The 17,419-nt window shown below is 61.5% G+C and carries 11 protein-coding genes; 5 read left to right on the top strand and 6 right to left on the bottom strand.

Features of this window, described 5'->3' with window-relative positions; all coding sequences use genetic code 11:
• Positions 1 to 3: 3 nt before the first annotated feature.
• The 4 genes from xdhC to KIG99_RS02290 all read right to left on the bottom strand — a co-directional run bounded on the left by xdhC (position 4) and on the right by KIG99_RS02290 (position 5,495).
• Positions 4 to 1,005: a xanthine dehydrogenase accessory protein XdhC gene (gene xdhC, locus KIG99_RS02305; RefSeq protein WP_226458617.1), complete on the bottom strand. Its 1,002-nt coding sequence runs from the start codon at positions 1,003 to 1,005 to the stop codon at positions 4 to 6.
• A gap of 36 nt (positions 1,006 to 1,041) precedes the next feature.
• Positions 1,042 to 3,402, bottom strand: coding sequence for a xanthine dehydrogenase molybdopterin binding subunit (gene xdhB / locus KIG99_RS02300; protein ID WP_226458616.1), 2,361 nt, complete (start codon positions 3,400 to 3,402; stop codon positions 1,042 to 1,044).
• Entirely contained in the window at positions 3,399 to 4,904 is a 1,506-nt protein-coding gene (gene xdhA, locus KIG99_RS02295) for a xanthine dehydrogenase small subunit (RefSeq protein WP_226458615.1), read from the bottom strand. Before xdhA ends, xdhB begins: the two co-directional genes overlap by 4 nt.
• Before the next feature lie 96 nt (positions 4,905 to 5,000).
• Positions 5,001 to 5,495 (bottom strand): nucleoside deaminase, encoded by a 495-nt coding sequence (locus KIG99_RS02290; protein WP_226458614.1) that lies wholly within the window; start codon positions 5,493 to 5,495, stop codon positions 5,001 to 5,003.
• Between the two features lie 163 nt (positions 5,496 to 5,658).
• Between KIG99_RS02290 and KIG99_RS02285 the strand changes: the two genes are divergently transcribed.
• The 3 genes from KIG99_RS02285 to KIG99_RS02275 all read left to right on the top strand — a co-directional run bounded on the left by KIG99_RS02285 (position 5,659) and on the right by KIG99_RS02275 (position 10,314).
• Entirely contained in the window at positions 5,659 to 6,849 is a 1,191-nt protein-coding gene (locus KIG99_RS02285) for a BMP family ABC transporter substrate-binding protein (protein ID WP_226458613.1), read from the top strand.
• Positions 6,850 to 6,884: 35 nt separating this feature from the next.
• The gene (locus KIG99_RS02280) at positions 6,885 to 7,916 is read left to right on the top strand and encodes an adenosine deaminase (protein WP_226458612.1); all 1,032 of its coding nucleotides are present in this window, start codon (positions 6,885 to 6,887) and stop codon (positions 7,914 to 7,916) included.
• Between the two features lie 280 nt (positions 7,917 to 8,196).
• Positions 8,197 to 10,314 carry a methyl-accepting chemotaxis protein gene (locus KIG99_RS02275; RefSeq protein WP_226458611.1) on the top strand — a complete coding sequence of 706 codons (2,118 nt, stop codon included), beginning with the start codon at positions 8,197 to 8,199 and terminating at the stop codon, positions 10,312 to 10,314.
• A gap of 198 nt (positions 10,315 to 10,512) precedes the next feature.
• Here KIG99_RS02275 and KIG99_RS02270 read toward each other — a convergent pair whose 3' ends face one another.
• Positions 10,513 to 11,439, bottom strand: a complete 927-nt coding sequence (locus KIG99_RS02270) for a LysR family transcriptional regulator (RefSeq protein ID WP_226458610.1) — start codon at positions 11,437 to 11,439, stop codon at positions 10,513 to 10,515.
• 108 nt (positions 11,440 to 11,547) lie between these two features.
• Here KIG99_RS02270 and KIG99_RS02265 point away from each other — a divergent pair, with 108 nt between their 5' ends.
• Positions 11,548 to 12,441 (top strand): MBL fold metallo-hydrolase, encoded by an 894-nt coding sequence (locus KIG99_RS02265; RefSeq protein WP_226458609.1) that lies wholly within the window; start codon positions 11,548 to 11,550, stop codon positions 12,439 to 12,441.
• A 91-nt stretch (positions 12,442 to 12,532) separates the two neighbouring features.
• Positions 12,533 to 13,222: a DsbA family protein gene (locus KIG99_RS02260; RefSeq protein ID WP_226458608.1), complete on the top strand. Its 690-nt coding sequence runs from the start codon at positions 12,533 to 12,535 to the stop codon at positions 13,220 to 13,222.
• A 73-nt stretch (positions 13,223 to 13,295) separates the two neighbouring features.
• On the opposite strand, the gene KIG99_RS02255 is transcribed toward KIG99_RS02260, so the two are convergent.
• Positions 13,296 to 17,351, bottom strand: coding sequence for a tetratricopeptide repeat protein (locus tag KIG99_RS02255; protein ID WP_226458607.1), 4,056 nt, complete (start codon positions 17,349 to 17,351; stop codon positions 13,296 to 13,298).
• Positions 17,352 to 17,419: the final 68 nt, after the last annotated feature.

Below are 17,419 nucleotides of genomic sequence, written 5' to 3'. Positions count from 1 at the left end.
GCTTTACTCCGGCTGGATGGTGCTGGTGGACAGGCGTGGGCGGGCAGCCTGGGTCAGCAGTTGGCGGGCGTGGTGTATCTGCAGGATTTCGGCGCCGACGGCGAGTGCGATGGCGGCGGGTTGCTTGCTGACGATGCCGGCAATGCCGATCGGGCAGGTCAGTTCTTCCAGGCGTTCGCGCGCCAGGCCGCGGTCGAGCAGGCGGTGCTCGAAGGAAGCGCGTTTGCTCTGCGAGCCGATCAGGCCGAAGTAGGCGAAGTCGCGCCGGCGGTAGACCGCTTCGCACAGCGCAAAATCCAGCGTGTGGCTGTGCGTCATGATGATGAAGAAAGTGCCGGCCGGGGCCTGCGCGACTTCGCTCTCCGGCGTGTCGGTGAGGCGGGTGTCGATGCCGTCCGTGGCGAGCCCGGCAAAGGCCTCGTCGCGGCTGTCGATCCAGGTGATCGCGGCGCCGAGCGGCTGCAACTGGTGGACCAGCGCCTGCGCGACATGACCGGCGCCGAAAATCCACACCGGGAAGCGGTCGACCGCTATTTTCTGGCTGAATTGCCATTCTTCCGGGCCGCCCACCAGTTTGGTGACGGCGTGTTCGCCATCCGGCGTCCAGTTCGAGGCAGCGGCCCGGTGATCGAGCCGGCGCTGCAGGCAGGCACCATTTTCGACGGCATCCCGGCGCGCCTGCCATTCGGCCAGGCTGCTCGCCGCGATGTTCTCGAACAACAGCCAGACGACGCCGCCGCAACACTGGCCGAGGCGGGCGCCGAGGTTGTAGCGCTGCACTTGCGGGCGGCTGTTCTCTGCCGTCAGGCGGCGCCGGGCCTGGGCGATGGCCTGCCATTCGAGATGGCCGCCGCCTATGGTCAGCGCGGTGCTGTCGGCGCCGACCAGCATCGTCGCGCCGGCTTCGCGCGGCGCCGAACCCTGCGTGCCGGCAACAGTGACCAGCACGACGTCCTGGCCGGCGGCCAGTTGCGTGTTCAGGGCGGCGAGCCAGTCAGCGGCCATGGCGGGAATCTCCGGTTGGCGATTTCATGCGCGATTTCATGTGTTTTCCGGCAGTCGACCGCTGGCCGCGGCGAGGGCGGCGAGAATCGCTTCCGGCGTCGCCGGCGCGCTCAGTCTGACCTGGCTGCCGACCGGCAGCGTTGCGCCGACCGCATCGCGCAGCGCCTGGAAAACCGACAGCGCGAGCATGAAGGGCGGCTCACCAACCGCCTTGGAGCGGTGGATGCTGTCCTCGACATTGGCGTTGTCGAAGAGGCGGACGTTGAAGACTTCCGGCAGATCGCTGGCGGTCGGGATCTTGTAGGTCGAGGGCGCATGGCTCATCAGCCGGCCGGCCTGGGCGCCCTCGGTTTTCCACCACAGTTCCTCGCTGGTCAGCCAGCCCATGCCCTGGATGAAGCCGCCTTCAATCTGGCCGATGTCGAGCGCCGGATTGATTGAGCGGCCGACGTCATGCAGCACATCGACGCGCAGCACGCGGCTTTCGCCGGTCAGCGTGTCGATGGCGACTTCGCTGCACGACGCGCCGTAGGCGAAGTAGAAGAAGGGCCGGCCGAGCTTGGTCACCGGGTCGAAATGGATTTTCGGCGTCTTGTAGAAACCGGCGTCCCACAACTGGATGCGCGCCCGGTAGGCGGCCATGACCAGTTCGTGGAAGCTGGCGTCGTAGGCGTCACCGGCCTTGACGCGGCCGTCGGCGAATTGCACGTCGGTTGCTGCCACCTTGCCATTGCACAGATCGACGACAAAGGCGGCGAGCCGCGCCTTGATGTTCAGACAGGCGTTTTGCGACGCCTTGCCATTGAGGTCGGCGCCGCTTGAGGCCGCCGTCGCCGAGGTGTTGGCGACGCGGCTGGTGTCGGTAGAGGAGAGGCGCACATCTTCGAGCGGCAAGCCAAATTCCTGGGCAACGATCTGCTTGATCTTGGTGTACAGGCCCTGGCCCATCTCGGTGCCGCCGTGCGAGACGAGCACCGTGCCGTCGGTATAGACATGAACCAGCGCGCCGGCCTGGTTGTAGTGCGTGGCGTTGAAGGAGATGCCGAACTTGATCGGAGTCAGCGCCAGGCCGCGCTTGATGACCGGGCTGTTCGCGTTGAATTCGGCAATCGCGGCGCGCCGGGCGGCGTAGTCGCAACTGGCGGCGAGTTCGGCGACCAGGGCCGGGGCGACATTGTCTTCGACGGTCATGCCGTAAGGCGTTGTGCTGCGGACGCCGGGTTCGACGTCGTAGAAATTGGTCTGGCGAACCTCCAGCGGATCGCGCCCGAGATGGCGGGCGATGTCGTCGAGCACGCTCTCGATGACGAACATGCCCTGCGGTCCGCCGAAGCCGCGGAAAGCGGTGTTCGACACGGTGTTGGTCTTGCAGCGCAGGCTTTTCAGCGTCACCGCATCGAGGTAGTAGGCGTTGTCGATGTGGCAGATCGTGCGGTCGTTGACCGGGCCGGACAGGTCGGCCGAGTAGCCGCAGTTCGATGCCATCTCCAGCTTCAGGCCGAGCAGGCGGCCGGCGTTGTCGAAGGCCGATTCCCAGGCGTACTGGAAACCGTGGCGCTTGCCGGTGGCGATCATGTCATCGTCGCGGTCGAGGCGCATTTTGACCGGTTTTCCGGTGTTGACCGCCAGGATCGCCGCGAGGCAGGCCCATTGCGCCGATTGCGATTCCTTGCCGCCGAAGCCGCCGCCCATGCGCCGGATCTCGACGCTGATCTGGTGCGAACGCCAGCCCAGCGCATGCGAGACCAGTTGCTGCATCTCGGTCGGGTGCTGCGTCGAGCAGATCAGGTGCAGCGTGTGGTCTTCCCTGGGCTGGACGTAGGAAATCTGGCCTTCGAGGTAGAAATGCTCCTGGCCGCCGACGCTCGCCGTGCCGCTCAGGTGATGCGGTGCTGCGGCAAACGCCGCATCGACCGGGCCGCGCTGCATTGCGAAGGGCGGCAGCACCCAGGATTCGGCGGCAATCGCCGCCTCCATGTCGAGGATGGGCGTTTCGACCGCGTACTCGACTTTCGCCAGGCGCACCGCCTGCCGTGCCGCGTCGCGCGTCTCGGCGGCGACGGCGAAGATCACCTGGCCGTAGAACTGGATTTCCTCGCCGGCGATGATCGGATCGTCGTGCAGGATGGGCCCGCAATTGTTCTCGCCGGGAATGTCGGCGGCGGTGATCACGCAGCGCACGCCGGGATAGGCGCGCACGGCAGACAGGTCGAGGTTCTTGATGCGGCCGCGCGCACAGGTCGACAAGCCGGCCGCCGCATGCAGCGTGCCGGCCAGTTCCGGCAGGTCGTCGATGTAGGCGGCCTTGCCGCTGACGTGCAGGTGCGCGCTTTCATGCGGAATGGCGCGCCCGACCAGCGAGCCGGAGAGCTGGGAATTTGCGGGACGGGCGTTCATGGGCGGGCCTCCGGCGTGATCGGCGACAACTGGGCGAGACGCACCGGCGCAGCGGTCGACGTGTTTTTTTGCCCGGTTTCCAGCCAGAAGCGCTGCAACAGGTTGGCGGCGACCGTGAGGCGGTAGGCGCTGCTGGCGCGTACGTCGGAGAAGGGCGCGAAATCTTCCTTGAGTGCGGCCATGCCCAGGCGCACCGTGTCCGGGTCCCACGGCCGGCCGAGCATTGCGGCTTCGCAGGCGGCGGCGCGCTTCGGCGTCGCTGCCATGCCGCCGAAGGCGAGGCGGGCGCGGCGGATCAGGCCATCGCTGTCGACATGCACGGCCAGCCCGGCGGCGACCGCCGAGATGTCCTGGTCGAGGCGCTTGGCCACCTTGTAGCTGCGGAACAGCCGTTGCAGCGGCGCCTGCGGCGCATCGAGAATCAGCGAGCGGACGAATTCGCCGGCCTGCAAAGCCGTCTTCTGATAGTCGACATAGAAATCCTCAAGCGCCATTTCACGCGTCGCGCTGCCTTTTTGCAGCACGATGCGGCAGCCGAGCGCGATCAGGGCCGGCATCGAATCGCCGATCGGCGAACCGTTGGCGACATTGCCGCCCAGCGTGCCGGCATTCTTGACCGGGGTCGAAGCGAAGCGGCGGGCCAGTTCGGCCCATTGCGGCTCGAAGGCGGTGAGCGCGGCAAACGCATCGGTCAACGTCACGCCGGCGCCGATTTCCAGGCGCTCGGCGCCGATCGCGACGCGTTTCAGTTCGGCCACGGCGCCAAGCTGGATGATTTCGCCGAGGTCGCGTCCCTGCTTGGTGACCCACAGGCCGACGTCGGTGCCGCCGGCGACCAGGCGGGCTTCCGGCAATTTTTCGCGCAACTCGGCGAGTTCGGCCAGGCTGCGCGGGCTGTGGCTGTGCCGGCCGCCACCAGCGTAATCGAGCGGCGGCAGCTTGGCGAGTTCCTTCAAGGCGGCGATCACCGGCAAGCGGTTGAGCGGCTGGCGCGGCAGGGCGTAGGCATCCTGCGTCGCATCGACGATGGGCCGATAACCGGTGCAGCGGCACAGGTTGCCCGACAGCGTGTGGTCGATTTCCTCGCGCTCCGGGCAGTTCGGCTGGTTTTCATAGAGTGCGAACAGCGACATCGCGAAACCCGGCGTGCAGAAGCCGCATTGCGAACCATGCCGGTCGACCAGCGCCTGCTGCACCGGATGCAGGCGGTCGGCAGCCGGTGCCAGGTCCTCGACCGTGAACAGCGCCTTGCCGTCGAGCGAGGGCAGGAACTGGATGCAGGAATTGACGGCGCGCAGGCGCAGTTCCTCCTGGCCGTCGGCACCGACCAGTTCGCCGACGACGACGGTGCAGGCACCGCAGTCACCCTCGGCGCAACCTTCCTTGGTGCCGGTCTGCAGCAGGTCTTCGCGCAGATACTGGAGCACCGTACGGGTCGGCGCCGGGCCCTGCACTGCGTGCAGCGCGCCGCGGAAATAGAACTGGATGGGGCGTTCGGACATGATGCTGAAAAGGTTTCCTGTGACGATGATTGAAGGTAGCACAGCTCCCCGGCTCAGGTTGAGAGGCGGGAGACGATAAGGGTTATGTGCGCTTTCTTATGGTTGCTGCCAGAAGCCGATGTGCGGCGCGGCGGCCTCGTCTTCGAGGCAGGGGCCGGTGACTTCGATGCGGCGCTGGCCGCGTGCAAACACCTCGCGGCAGGGCAGCGCGAAGGTCGGGTTTTCCGGGTGGTCGCCGGTCAGGCCGAGCAGCTTGTGCTCGGACAGCGCATAGACGACGCGGCCGATGCCGCACCAGTAGATGGCGCCGGCGCACATGGCACAGGGTTCGGCGCTGGTGTAGAGCGTTGCGGCGGCAAGTTGCTCAGGGCTGAGGCGGCGGGCGGCGAGGCCGGCGGCGACCAGTTCGGCGTGCCGGGTCGGATCGCCCTCGGGTGGCAGCGAATCGTTGCCGGCTTCGGCGACGATATGGCCGTCGGCATCGACGACGATGGCGGCAAACGGATGCTTGCCGCTGTCGCGTACCTGGCGGGAGAGGTCTATGCAGTAGCGCAGGTGCTGCGCGTCCTGCTCGGTCAAGTTACTAGTCATGGCGGGCTTTCGTGAAGTGTTGCCGGAATTATCGCGGTAGCGCCGCCCGGGCAATGACAGTCCTGAGCAATACTGGTCATAACGTTGGCGAGATAGGTTAGGCCGCGCTTGATTGCTACAGTGCAGCAACCAACCCTCACAGACCTTCCAAGGAGAACTTCGCATGCTGTCCAGACTCAAGACACTCACTGCCGTTGCGGTCATGGCCGTTGCCGGCCTGACCGCTGCCCAAGCCGCCGAACCGGTCAAGGCCGGTTTCGTCTATATCGGCCCGACCGGCGATCACGGCTGGACCTACTCGCACGATGAAGGCCGCAAGCTGCTGGAAAGCCAGTCGGGCGGCAAGGTCAAGACCGCCTTCGTCGAGAACGTGCCGGAAACCGCCGACGCTGAACGTGTCTTCCGCGATCTGGCGCAGAAGGGCAACAAGGTCGTCTTCGGCACCTCCTTCGGCTACATGAACCAGATGGCCAAGGTCGCCAAGGCCTTCCCGAATACCGTGTTCATGCACGCCACCGGCTACAAGACGGCGGCCAACCTCGGTGTGTACGACGTGCGTACCTACGAAGGTGCCTACATGCTCGGCGTTGTTGCCGGCAAGATGAGCAAGGGCAACAAGCTCGGCGTCGTCGCCTCGATTCCCATCCCGGAAGTCATCCGCAACATCAACGCCTTCACGATCGGCGCACGCAGCGTCAATCCGGCGATCACGACGCGCGCCATCTGGGTGAATTCCTGGTTCGATCCGGGCAAGGAACGCGAAGCCGCGCTGGCGCTGATCTCGCAAGGCTGTGACGTGCTGATGCAGAACACCGATTCGCCGGCCGTCGTCCAGGCTGCCCAGGAAAAGGGCGTGCTCGCCTTCGGCTGGGATTCGGACATGACCAAGTTCGGCGGCAAGGCCCACCTGGCGGCTTCGGTGCTCAACTGGGGCGTGATCTACAAGAAGACGCTGGATGAAGTGCAGGCCGGCACCTGGAAGAGCGGCGACCTGTGGTGGGGCGTCAAGGAAGGTGCCGTCAATATCGAGAGCTTCGGTCCGGCCGTCACCGCACCGGTCAAGAAGCTGGCCGAAGAGCGCCGCGACGCGATCAAGGCCGGTACGCTGCACCCCTTCACCGGCCCGCTCAAGGACCAGACTGGCAAGGAACTGCTTGCCGCCGGCAAGACCTACGCCGATGGCGACCTGAAGAAGATGAATTTCTACGTCGAAGGCGTCGAAGGTTCGATTCCGAAGCAAGCACCACCGGTACCCGGAAACGCGGCCTGCGGGTCGCGTTTTTTATTGGCTGGCCGCTTTTGCCGGCCGGTATCGCAAGTATTTTGTAGAATCCATGGCTCTGGCCAGGCTTGATGTTTGTTGCCGGCCAAGCTCTCAGGAGAATTCCCATGATCGCCACGCAAGACAAGGACGCCAGCCTCGAACTGGCCTGCCGCATGCCGAAGGCCGAGCTGCATGTGCATATCGAAGGCACGCTGGAGCCGGCGCTGGCCTTTGCGCTGGCCCGGCGCAACGGCATCACGCTGCCTTACGCCGATGAAGCGGCGCTCGCTGCGGCCTACGATTTCGACAGCCTGCAATCCTTCCTCGATCTCTACTACGCCTGTGCCGACGTGCTGCGCACGGCCGACGATTTCCGCGACCTGATGCTCGCCTATCTCGAGCGCGCCGCGGCCGACAACGTGATCCATGCCGAGATGTTCTTCGATCCGCAGACGCACACGGCGCGCGGCATTCCCTTCCTCACCGTGCTCGATGGCCTGGAAGAAGGCCTGCGGCAGGGCCAGGCGCGCTGGGGCATCAGCGGCCGGCTGATCCTCTGCTTCCTGCGCCATCTCAGCGAAGAAGACGCCTTCGCCACGCTGGCCGAGGCCGAACCTCATCTGGCGCGGATCGACGGTTTTGGTCTCGATTCCTCGGAAAAGGGCAATCCGCCGAGCAAGTTCGCGCGCGTCTTCGCCCGTTGCCGCGCACTCGGCAAACCGGTCGTCGCGCACGCCGGCGAGGAAGGCCCACCGGTCTACATCAGCGAAGCCCTCGATTTGCTCGGCTCGAAACGCATCGACCACGGCGTGCGCGCCCTCGAAGATGCTGCCGTCGTCGAGCGTCTGGTGCGCGAAGGCGTGCCGCTGACGGTCTGCCCGTTGTCGAACATCCGTCTCTGCGTGTTCAAGGACATGACCGAGCACACGCTGGGCAAGCTGCTGGCGCAAGGCGCCAAAGTCACGTTGAACAGCGACGACCCGGCCTATTTCGGCGGTTATCTGAACGACAACATCCGCGCCGTGCAGGCCGCTTTCCATTTCGACGCGGCGACCTGGTACCAGCTGGCGCGTAACAGTTTCGAGGCGAGCTTTGCCAGCGATGCCGAAAAGGCAGGCTGGATAGCGCGGCTTGATGCGTGTTTCGCCGAGGCTTGAAAAAGATGTAGCAAACTTTACGCGTGCTGCATCGCTTGTCGATTAGTCGACAGCGATGCAGCACGCTGTGACGTGCCCGCGATCGTCGCTTCCGGCCTTCCCCAATCTTCGGCGATTGCCGCACCGCAAGCGTTTCCGGTATTCCCGGAAAATGCAGGGCTATTGCCTTCGTGATAGGCGCATTTCCTGCTTGCCCCTCGTTTACAGATCAAAAATCATATAAACATTGCCTGGCGGCCTCGCGCATGAGAGCCGGAGGCGACAGGGAGCAGCTTGCGTCATGAAGAACAACCAACCGGTTACCCATCGGGAGGTCTTGATGGACGATGGCGTCACCATCGTTACCAAGACCGACCTGCGCGGCAGCATTACCTACGTCAATCCTGATTTCATCCGCATTTCGGGCTTTTCCGAGGCGGAGTTGCTCGGCCAAAGCCACAATATCGTGCGCCATCCGGAAATGCCGGTCGAGGCTTTTGCCGACATGTGGGCAACCCTCAAACAGGGCAAGCCGTGGAACGGCATTGTCAAAAATCGGTGCAAGAACGGCGATTTCTACTGGGTCGATGCGCATGTCGCACCGATTGACGATGCCGGCAAGGTAGTCGGTTATACCTCGATGCGCACCAAGCCGACCCGGCAGCAGGTCGAGGCGGCCGAAGCCCTGTACCGGCAATTCCGCGAGGGGCGCGCGAAGGTCCGGCTGCATGCTGGCAATCTGGTCAGTACCTCGTTCCTGCAGCACATCAATGTATTTCGCCGGGTGCTCGAGATGGCGGTCAACAGCCAGTTGTACCTGCTGATGGCTGCCTTCCTGATCGGTTTTGGCGTGGCTGGCGCAGTGGTCTACAGCGGTCTGGGCAAGGTCCAGGTCAATGGCCCGATCTACCAGCGCGTCGTCCAGGGCAAGGATCTGGTGGCGGATATCCTGCCGCCGCCCGAATACCTGATCGAGTCCTATCTCGTCGTGCTCGAAATGCTGCGCGCCGAGCCGGCGGCCCTGCCGGCGTTGTTTGAAAAGAGCGCGCAGTTGCGCCAGGACTTCGATACGCGACACCTGGTCTGGGTTAATGAACTGCCGGCCGGGACGATCAAAACCCTGATGGTCGAAGACGCCTACAAGCCCGGCGTCGCTTTCCTCGATCTGCGCGACCAGGCATTCATTCCGGCCCTGCGGGCCGGTAACCGGGCCGCAGCGGAAAACCTGCTGCCCAGGCTGGCGGCACTCTATGCCGAGCATCGTGCGGTGATCGACCAGGTGGTAACGCTGGCCAATCAGCGGATTGCCGATGATGAAAGGAATGCGGCCGAGATCATCAGCGGCAATTATTTTTTGCTGGGCGGCCTTGGGCTGGGAATTGCGCTGATCGTCAGCCTGCTGGGCGGAACCGTGATCCGCAATCTGCAGCGACTGCTCGGTGGCGATCCGCGCTATGCCTGCGAAATCACACGCCACGTGGCTTCGGGCAACCTGGGGCTGCGCATCGAGGTCGAGCCGCTCGACCGGACCAGTTTGCTGGCCTCGATCGGCCATTTGCGTGAAATGTTTCGCAACATGCTGAGCGATATCCAGAACAATGCCGACCGGGTGGCAACACATGCCCACCAGATGGTCATGGTGGCCGATCAGGTGGCCTTGAGTTCGCAGGCGCAGAGCGAGTCTACAGCGGGCGTGGCGAGCACGACCGAAGAGGTCAGCATGAGCATGGCCCAGGTTGTGGAGAGTGCCGCCGAGGCGCATGCCATTTCGGTGGCCTCCGGCAATACCTGCGAGAGCGGGGCCAATGTCATCAACAGTGCGGTCATCAGCATGGAAAGCATTGCCCGGACGGTGCGCCAGTCGACACAGAGCATCCTGGCACTGGGCAAGCAGTCGCAGCGTATTTCTTCAGTCATTCAGGTGATCCGGGAAATCGCCGACCAGACCAACCTGCTCGCCTTGAATGCAGCGATCGAGGCGGCGCGGGCCGGTGAAAGCGGGCGCGGTTTTGCCGTCGTCGCCGACGAGGTGCGCAAACTGGCCGAGCGGACATCGCATGCCACGAGTGAAATTGCCGGCATGATCGCGGCGATCCAGAACGGCATGAACGAGGCTGTCGGCAGCATGGAAGCCGGCGTCGCGCAGGTCGATCAGGGTGTAGCCCTGGCCAACGAAGCCGGTGTCGCCATCCAGCGCATCCGCGACAGCGCGGCTCAGGTGGTTACCGTGGTGGCGGATATTTCCGCCGCCCTGCGTGAGCAGGGCGCGGCGACCGAGAATATCCGCAGCCACGTCGAGCGGATTTCCGGCCTGTCGGATGAAAATAATTCGGTCGCTGGCGATGCCCTGAGCGGTGCGCAGCAGTTGCTCGAGACGGCGACCGGCATGCAGAGCACGGTCAGCCGGTTTGCGGTCTAGTTGGACGGCGGCGGCTTGATCGGTGGTTTTGGGCGGGATTGGCGATGCCACCGGTCGTGCATGGCCGCTAGCGGTCGACGTCGAGAAAACGGCAATTTTGCGGTGGAGGCGGGCGGCTTGCCGATCATCAAGCCGCCGTCTGGAGACTCGTTCGGGTCGGTTGGCGATATGAGCAAAAAGGCCTAGTTTTCCTACAACTCAGGCTGGTGTTTCCACCCCGAGCGCCAGATCCCACGGCGCAATTTCACCGGCAAAGCGCGCTGCCAGAAAGTCCACGAGCAGGCGCAAGGCCAGTGGCTGGTGCTGGCGTGACAGGTAGATGGCGTGGATGCCCAGCACGTCCGGCTCGTACTCGGGCAGCAACCGGATCAGGCGGCCGGCGCGCAGGTCGTCGCCCAGGTAGTAGGTCGGCAGCATGCCGATGCCGGCGCCGGAAAGCGCGGCGCGGCGCAGGACTGCCGTCTCGTTGGTGTGAAAGTTCCAATTGACCGGCACGGTGATCGTCTCGCCCTGACGCGTCAGGCGGTATTGCTTGCCGATCCCGAAGGCATGCGCGATGCAGCGGTGCCGGCGCAAGTCGTCGGCGTCAAGCGGCGTGCCGTGGCGCTGCAGGTAGTCGGGCGAGGCACAGAGCATCGAACGGCAGTGCGCCAGGGGGCGCGCAATCATCGTCGGGTCCAGATTGTTGGTGATGCGCACCGCCAGATCGACGCGCTCGGCAACGAGATCGGTCGGCTTGTCGCCGACCGACAGCACGATTTCCACCTGCGGATACAAGGCCTGAAACTCGATCAGCACCGGCGTCAGCTGGGCGTCGGCAAACGAGCCGGCGGTCGTCACGCGCAGCATGCCGGCCGGCTCGCGCTTGCGTTCGGCCGCGATGTGGCGGGCTTCCTCGGCGATGTCGAGCATTTGCCGGCAGGCGGGCAGGGCGGCCAGACCGGCATCGGTCAGGCTGACCTTGCGCGTCGTCCGGTGCAGCAAGCGGGCCTCGAACCAGTCCTCGACGGCGGCGAGATAGCGGCTGACCATGGCAGCCGACATTTCCAGATGCTCGGCCGTCTGCGTCAGGCTGCCCCGATCGGCGACTTCGACAAAGACACGTACAGCGGTCAGGCGATCCATTTCATCGATCCATGCAATAAATAATCAACCGATACGGACTTTATCAATCATTTTGCAAAACTTAAAGTTCGTTCCGTACCGCTTGCTTATTCATTCAAGGAGACCAACATGTCCTACAGTCGCCAACTTGGCCGCTTCGTTTTCCCCGCCCTGATCACGCTTGGCGTTGTTGCCGCGAGCGGCGCCCGCGCCGAAGTCGCCGCGCCGCTCAGCATCACGACCTATAACGCCGACGCCAACAGCTTTCACGTCAATGCCGTGGTGGTCAGCGGCAAGCGCGAAGCGGTCGTGATCGACAGCGGCTTTACCCGTGCCGATGCGCTGCGCATCGCCGCCAATGTGCTCGATAGCGGCAAGACGCTGAAGACGATCTTCATCAGCAATGCCGACCCCGACTTCTATTTCGGCGCCGAAGTGCTGAAAGGCATCTTCCCGCAGGCGCAGGTGCTGACCACCCCGGCCGTGCGCGCCAAGATCGAGGCCAAGCTGGCCGGCAAGCTCGCCTTCTGGGGCCCGAAGATGGGCGTCAACGCACCGCAGAAGCCGATCGTGCCGGACCTGCTGCAAGGCAACACGCTGAGCGTTGATGGCGAAAGCATCGAAGTGCGCGGCACCGGCGGCGAACTCGCGCATCGCCCCTATGTGTGGATTCCGTCAATCCGGACCATCGCCGGCAATATCGCCATTTTCGGCAATTTGCACGTGTGGACCGCTGACACCCAGAAAGCCAGCGAACGTAAGGCCTGGATTGCCCAACTCGATGAAATCGAGGCGCTCAAACCGGTGACGGTCGTGCCCGGCCACATGACTGCCGGCACGGCGCTGGATACGAGCAACATCCGCTATACCCGCGAATACCTGCAACGCTTCGAAGTGGAAGCGGCCAAAGCCAAGACCGGTGCCGAGCTGATCGATGCGATGAAGAAAGCCTACCCGAACGTCGGCGAGGGCCTCGCACTCGAGATCGGCGCCAAGGTGAACAAGGGCGAAATGAAGTGGTAATCGGCCCCGCCTGGCCCGCTTTGCCCCGACAGGTGCTGCGAGCCAGGCAAGCCGGCTTTTATCCCGCAAAACACATTGATTGGAGTCCCGAATGAGCACCCTGCATTACATCTACGACCCGCTCTGCGGCTGGTGCTACGGCGCCGCGCCGCTGGTCGCGGCGGCACGCGAAATCCTCGCCGTTCAGGCACACGGCGGCGGCATGATGACCGGCGCCAACCGCCAGCAGGTGACGCCGCAACTGCGCGCCTACGTCAAGCAGCACGACGCGCGCATCGCGCAACTGACCGGCCAGCCCTTTGGCCCGGCCTACGCTGACGGCCTGCTGCACGCCAGCGGCGTCGTACTCGATTCAGAACCGCCCACGGCGGCCATCCTGGCCGCCGAAGCGATCGCCGGGCGCGGGCTCGACATGCTGGCGCAACTGCAGATCGCGCATTACGTCGAAGGCCGGCGGATTGCCGAAGCAAGCACCCTGAACGAAGTCGCCGGCGAGCTCGGCCTCGACACGCAGGCCTTTGCCGCCGCCTTTGCGCAACAATCCGGCGCCGCTGTCCAGCGTCACATCGAGGAAACCCGGCATTTGATGGCCGAAGTGGGCGCCCGCGGCTTTCCCTGCTTCGTGCTCGAAACTGATGGCGTCTTGCAGCGCATCGACATCGGGGGCTACCTGGGCCAGCCGCAAGCTTTTCAGGATTGGTTGCGCGGCCAGGTTTCGGGGGCGAAGGGCGGGAATGCGGGTGATGCGCCGGTCTGCGACATTAATGGCTGTGGCGTCTGAAGCGGAGAGAGGGCTAGATGGTTGGTGGCTGGTTCTCGGCCGGAGCTGACATTGGATTGTCTCGCTGGCAACGTCAGCAATTTTGGGGACTCCTGACCGTTGAGTCCCCTGTCGGGGTCGCAGCGATTTTTGTTAGCATCGCCCTTGCCTCAACTGACATCCGAATTGACAGATAAGGCGCAGCAATAGAGAGCACTGTAGCGACCTTCGCCAGTCCGTTTAGAGAGTTGTCCACACATGAAGCCTTAATTGCGGGAATAGCCATCCGGGGGGCTGCGAAAGCAAACTGCTGATTATCGACCGCAAAAAGCCATTTCCTGATTGCCAACGTTTCAGCATCTAGTTCAATCCATCGCTTTACTGGTTCAAGAGCATTCAGAAGCCGGAAGGATATCTTCCATAATTCATCCGCCGAAACGGGACCATGGTGTAGCGCAACCAACCCAGCACCAAGCTTCTGGCATAAAGATTCATCGGCCGAGCAGCCTTCAAGAACATCCAAAAACTGCGCGACTTCGCTGGGTAATGGAGCTAGTGTGGACAAATCTGCTCGCCACTGCTCAACGGGGAATGATTGGTCGGGATGGCGAGCCAAACAATTCACGCAGGCAGCCAAGAATATTTGATACGTTAGCCCCCAATTTCCCGGCTTTCTCCAGTAATCCTCCGGCAGTGGTGGGATTTCCCCAAGCTGCCAGCCGTCCTCTTCGCGCTCTTCAATCCTGAGTGCTTTGGAGTAATGCATCGCCTCGTGCATTCGTACATACGCTGAGACCAAACCATCCCAAGGGGGGGTTTTTAGGGCAGCCTCAAACGCTACAGTTCGCTGGTATCCCGCAACGAAGAGAGGCTGCTCTGCCTCGGAGAATTTGTCTGCATGTGTCCGAATTCCGCAATCTAGGCCAAGCGCTTGTTCGGTACTACGCAGAAGCGCCCAAGCTCCCGATATCGCGACAATCCTATGGCTCTTAATTCCCTCATGCGGTTCCTGGTTACTACACATTCCGGGGCGCGGTTCGGCTATATGCTCTGATCGCTCCTTGACCGCTTCAAGGTGAATCCAAGTTACGCAATGGCGAACTGTGGCGTGGAGATTGCGCAGTTTGATGTCGTCTGTAACCGGGACAGGTTCCAGTAATTCAAGCGTATTTGCAAACCTAGAAATGCTCTGTTGCTGCTTGCCTTGCTTCCAGTAGCCGAATGCAGCGTCAGCCATCAAGCCAATACCCATGGGTTTCTGCACAGTCGACTTCAATGCGCGTTGGGATCCCGTTTCGAAGAATTCCGTCGCACGTGCCCAGTTTCCAAGATTTGCGGCCGCTATCCCGGCATGGCGGCAGGTATACACGTACTCGACATTCGAGAGTCCTGGCAAGGACAACGCTTTTCCGGCAATAGGTATTGCATCCAGCTCGCGTTTTGCATGGAAGAGCACCTTGGCTCGCTGGTTGACCAGGTTTGCAATGTTTGGAAATTCGGCCTCAGCTTTATCGAGCACTGCCAATGCGTTCTCAGCAGAATTACCGTACTCATCGTGTATGACTGAGGTCGCAACCTGGCATGCCTGAACAATTTCATTGGCTCCCCAGCACCGCGATGTTAGTTCGACAGTCTTAAGTACGGTTAAAGCTTTGCCGACATCAAGCAATCCATCTTTTACATCGGACCACCAAGCATTTCCAATGAGGAGGGAGGCAAAACAAATATCCGAATCGCATACACCAAGAAGCAAATCACGCTTGTCCTTAGGGAGTTCATCTAGGGATGCAACGAGTGCCTCAAGATCATCTAGCCCACTCAAACGAACTGCTTGGTAGGAGAACAGCAGTTGCTCCGGCCGGTCGCTTCCTATGCGAGGCATCCCAGGTGGACGATTCCGCCCCAGATTTGCATAAATATCCTTCAGGTCTGGTGTCGTCGCCGTATCGATCAAGCAGGACAACATCCGAACAACGGTTTGCGACGGAATATGAATGTCGATCGTATTTAAGACAACCCCATAGACCATCGCCTCGGACATCTTCTTCAGGCTGGAGTCTTCCATTGCCGCCAGAAGCTCTTCCAGACGATCGACAATCTTTAACGCATTCTCCGTATTGACTGATGAGGTGACGAATCTGAATTGAGCCAAACGGAGCAACAAATCAACGTTCGGATTTTCTTCGACGATCCGCTGGCCGGCTTCCAGAGCAAGATGCGGGAACCACGTCATCGCATCATATAGCAGGCCAATATGCTCGCCATCTTCCAAGACAATGCCATTAGCAATCGCCGCCAATGTTGCTAGGTCTTTCGCCATGAATGCATGGAAGAATGCGGTGGCGAGTTCATACTGATTTAGGGTGCGCCTGCCAAGGTAGTTTTGCGCTATCGCAACGTGGACAGCTTTAATTTCGCCGGGCGGCAGAACTGTCTCAGCAGCCCCTCCAAGCAGGGGAGATACTCGGAAGCGATTTTCATCTTCTCGCTCAATCCACGGCCCAACAAGGTGGTCAAATGCTTCTCCGGCCAATGGAATCGCTTGCGGGGCATTCGCGACAGCAATGACTGTTTGTCGAGAAAACGACCCAATTATCACACTTAAGCGGTACGCCAGCGTACGCGTTGCGTCGCTGGGGAATTGCTCAAGCAATCGCTGGCGCGCCTCCTGGCGAACCCTTGTTATGTCCTCACTTCCGGTTAAGTCGGAAAGCGTTACTGGCGGCCAACCTTGGGCACTTAGGGTTCGTACTCTCGCATGAACCAATTGAGGATGCCCATACGTGGACAGGAAGATGACACGCGCCCACCCCTCCCGCAGTCTGCTGTCGGATAGCCCATGTTCCAAAAGCAAATGATTGACCTCAGACTCGTCGAAGTACGGAACCGGTACCTCGCAGTCGGTTGTCAGCCATAATTTGGGGAAAAGCTGCAAAGGCGGTCGAGCAATGCCCGTAATCAGGACAAGGCCATCTCGTTGCGCTACCGCAAAGATAAGAGCAACGAACTCCCGCTCAAATTGAGAGATACGACCGAGTTCAACGTCATCAAGAACCATAAGGATAGGATCGTCGACGGATTCGATCTCGTATGTTGCTCTTGTTAGCCCCTCCCGAACTTGTTCAGGGGAACGCCCGCGAAATCCTGCCCAAAGCCATGCGCCACCGATCTCTTCTGTGACTAACGAGGCTAGGTTTGTCTTTCCGACACCGCTACTCCCGTAAAGGAAAACAGTCTTTGTCGACTTTAATAGTGCCGCAATTCGACTAACAAGATTGGCCCGGCCAATTGCGCCCCTGACCCTGGGGAGAGGGGTACCCAAGCTAGGTGGCATCGCCGCGAGGCGCGCAATCTCACCGGCCTCTTGCATCCTAAAAGTCAACTGCATAGCACCGGAATTTTGCATGGCGTCCAGGGCGCCACGAGGAATCACCTCACTTGTCGCTTCATCGAAAGCGCTTAGAAAATCGCCATAGTAAAGTTGCTTCAACCCATCTTTTGTTAGAAGGTCGGCGACTCTTTTAAGAAGATGTGGGAGCGCATGGGTCGAATAGTGAGTGTTAATGCCCCGTTTCGCCCCATGCACTTTCAGCTTGTTTTCAATTACATATTGGAGTGCCGCTGTGTCTTTTGAACCCAAGTCCCACTGAATGCGGGCAAGGAGGCGATCGCATAGAGCGACTGCTGAAGCCGAACGAATGAACTCGAGCAGAGCTTCATCGAGGGGTAACGTGAGGAAAAACTGGCGCAGACTCTCACCGTCCGTCGCGCCGTGAGCAGTGGAACGCCAATACTCCAGTCCACATCTATCCGATCCAAACGGGGCGCCTTGCTCGCAACCAGCCTCCGCTGTGCTGAGGAAGCGGAGGGTAACTTGAAAATCGGTATTGCTCCGTTGGTGGATCCAAAAGTTATTGATGGCATCGACCACCGCCGATGAACGTAGTGTGACATTACCGGACTGATGTTTGACTTGAGTTGTTACAATTGATAACCCTGACTGAACATCAAAGTCCTCAGCACCTTCCAGAACGAGGACTTCGTTTTCACCGAGGAGCATCCAGGCCAACACGCTTTGGTATATCTGATAGACATACCCACGAATGCTGGCTGTCGCGTCACGATTTGGGATTCCGACAAATTTCGTCATAAATGGTCGCGAATCAAACTCGCCATGCGAGATCCTTTTTGTGGAGGACTAGAGCCGTTATGGAAATT

It is taken from the genome of Quatrionicoccus australiensis (assembly GCF_020510425.1).
Lineage (GTDB): Bacteria > Pseudomonadota > Gammaproteobacteria > Burkholderiales > Rhodocyclaceae > Azonexus > Azonexus australiensis_A.
This window is presented reverse-complemented; position numbering and strand designations above follow the sequence as displayed.